The sequence below is a fragment of the uncultured Brevundimonas sp. genome (assembly GCF_937870815.1).
Lineage (GTDB): Bacteria > Pseudomonadota > Alphaproteobacteria > Caulobacterales > Caulobacteraceae > Brevundimonas.
The window spans coordinates 1-2,423 of record NZ_CALMZS010000054.1 but is presented as its reverse complement, the minus strand read 5'-3'; the positions used below and the strand labels follow the sequence as shown (position 1 = coordinate 2,423).

The 2,423-nt window shown below is 68.8% G+C and carries 3 protein-coding genes and 1 pseudogene; 2 read left to right on the top strand and 2 right to left on the bottom strand.

Annotation, left to right across the window (positions count from 1 at the left end):
* Positions 1 to 221 precede the first annotated feature (221 nt).
* Entirely contained in the window at positions 222 to 1,403 is a 1,182-nt protein-coding gene (locus Q0588_RS03435; protein ID WP_298743800.1) for a phage portal protein, read from the bottom strand.
* 72 nt (positions 1,404 to 1,475) lie between these two features.
* On the opposite strand from Q0588_RS03435, the gene Q0588_RS03430 reads away from it, so the two are divergent.
* Together Q0588_RS03430 and Q0588_RS03425 are read left to right on the top strand one after the other, a co-directional pair.
* On the top strand, positions 1,476 to 1,742 hold the full coding sequence (locus tag Q0588_RS03430; protein ID WP_298743797.1) for a type II toxin-antitoxin system prevent-host-death family antitoxin: 267 nt from the start codon (positions 1,476 to 1,478) through the stop codon (positions 1,740 to 1,742).
* Positions 1,743 to 2,141: a type II toxin-antitoxin system VapC family toxin gene (locus tag Q0588_RS03425; protein WP_298743795.1), complete on the top strand. Its 399-nt coding sequence runs from the start codon at positions 1,743 to 1,745 to the stop codon at positions 2,139 to 2,141.
* 3 nt (positions 2,142 to 2,144) lie between these two features.
* Here the strand turns inward: Q0588_RS03425 and Q0588_RS03420 are convergent.
* Positions 2,145 to 2,423 (bottom strand): annotated as a pseudogene (locus tag Q0588_RS03420) (DNA-packaging protein); the annotation flags it as partial.

Below are 2,423 nucleotides of genomic sequence, written 5' to 3'. Positions count from 1 at the left end.
TCCTCCAGCGTGGCGATCCGCGCCGCCGCGCCGCCGGCCCAGACCAGGCCGCCGACGGTCTGGACGACCAGCGCCGCGATCACGGCGACGGGGATTTTTCTGAGATCGTTCACTGTCTCATCTCCAACATTGAGCGGGCGGGGGTGCTAGTGAAGAGTGCTAGTGAGCAGCCGCTCGAACCAGTCATCCTTGCTCACCAGCACTAGCACTCCTCACCTCGCCTATCCCCCCACTCCCGCCATCCGCCGCCGCTCCTCGTCCGTCAGGAACGTCGCCGCGTTCAACCGCGCCCACAGCGCGTCCCGTTCGGGCTGCAGCGCGGGCAATCCGTCCAGATCGGCCTCGATCCGGATCCCGGCGAACCGCCCGCCCAGCCAGCCCGTCAGCGCCGCCGCCGTCTTGCGCACCAGTGGAACCACCGTCCCGCGCCAGAAGGCCGCATTGGCCTCGCGATAGTTGGCGTAGGTCGCATCCCCCGGGATCCCCAGCAGCTGCGGCGGAACCCCGAAGGCCAGGGCGATCTCGCGCGCCGCCGCATGCTTCCCGGCGATGAAGTCCATATCCGCCGGCGTCCAGCTCATCGGCTTCCAGTCCAGCCCGCCCTCGAGGATCATCGGCCGACCGGCGTTCATCGTCCCGGCATGGCTCTCCTCGACCTGTCCCCGCAGCGCCTCGAACTGTTCGGCCGTCAGCCGCTCGCCGTCCCTGGCCCCATAGACCAGCGCCCCCGAGGGCCGCGCCGCATTGTCCAGCAACGCCTTGTTCCAGGCCCCGGAGGCGTTGTGCACATCGATCGCGAACGCCGCCGCCTCCAGCGGCGAAAATCCATAGTGGTCGTCGGTCGGGTGGAACAGTTTCAGCTGCATCACCGGCGACCAGCCGTCCGTCGCCCGGCCGATCCGCACCGACCGTCCGTCCACGGAATATTCCCAGGCCTCGGGCCAGCCGGCCCGCCCCGGGACCACCTTCACCCGGTCGGGCCGCAGCGTCCAAAGCTCCTCAGGGACCTCATCGCCGACCGCCTCCGCATAGGCGTTCCCCGCCGTCTGCAACGCCCCGTACAACCCCTCCAGCCATTCCGCCCCCGACTGTTCCGGGTTGGGTCGCGCCAACAGCGCCGTCAGCGGATGATCATCCCGCCGCACGCCGTCGGCGAACACCACCAGCGGCGTCGACGCCGCCCCCTCGGCGATCATCCGCACGCAGCGATAGGCCACGGCGTTCCTGGCGAACCCTTCCTCGGCCAGATGGGCGTAGTCCCGCGGCGTCCACCGCGCCCGCCCGCCGGACGTCAGGGCGATCAGCGGCCCGACCCGGCTGTCCTTGATCTCGGGCGCGGATATGCGCCCGTCCTTCCCGCGCAGGCGGGAACGGCCCTTGAAGGGCCCTCGCCAGTTCAGCATGGTATTCTCCGATGGTCCTGAAGCCTGGTCCGGTTCGTTGGACCAAGGGCGGTTCTCTGATAGGTTTGACTCATGAGCGTTCAGGTCAACATGGCCGAGGCCAAGGCCCGGCTTTCAGAGCTCGTCTCCCGCGCCGAGGCGGGAGAGACCGTGATCATCGCCCGCGCCGGACGTCCTGCGGCCGAAATTCGCGTGGTTTCTCACCAGGCCCGACGTCCGATCCGCCCACATCGCCGCATCGGCGCCTTGGCTCACCTGGGGCCGGTATCCGACGAATTTCTCAACATGTTCCTGGGTCCAGACCCTGCCTTCGACCCGGACAAGAAGGACCTGTTCTGAGTGACGGCGGTCCTGCTGGACACGCATGTACTTGTCTGGTCACTTTTTGATCGGCAGCTGTCCGCCGCCGCCCGGGACGCGATCGAAATGGCTTCGAAGCTCCTGGTCAGCGCGGTCAGCCTCTACGAAATCGATTCTAAACGTCGATACGCGAGCGCGGCGCGCGCCGCCGACCTGGTGCCGCTACCCGTTGATCTGATGTCCTTCCTCCCGGCCGCCGGCTACAAATTGCTGGAGATCACACCGCATCAGGCGTGGCTCGCAGCCAATCTACCCTTCGCGCACGGCGATCCGCGGGACCGCATTCTGGTCGCCCAGGCCCATGATCTCGGCGTCCCTCTCGTCACCAGGGACAAGGACCTGCGCGACATCGCCGGCGACACGCCGGTCATCTGGTAACCCTCACAACACCCGGACGCTCGGCCCGGCCCTCGGCGCCGGCAGCAGATACGTCACCGCCCAGACCAGGGCGTCGGCGCGGTCGGGGCTGCGCCCGCCGCCCTCGGTCGACCCCAGCGCCATCAGTTCCTCCTCCAGCGCCGGAAACGCGCCGCAGTGGACCACCCGCCCCTGTTCGTACAGCGCGGCCACCGGCTCGGCCCGCGCCGCCTTGCCCCGGCTGGCGTGGACCAGCTTGATGGCGGTCGTGCAGCCGCCGTGCGCCAGCACGGTGCGCACCAT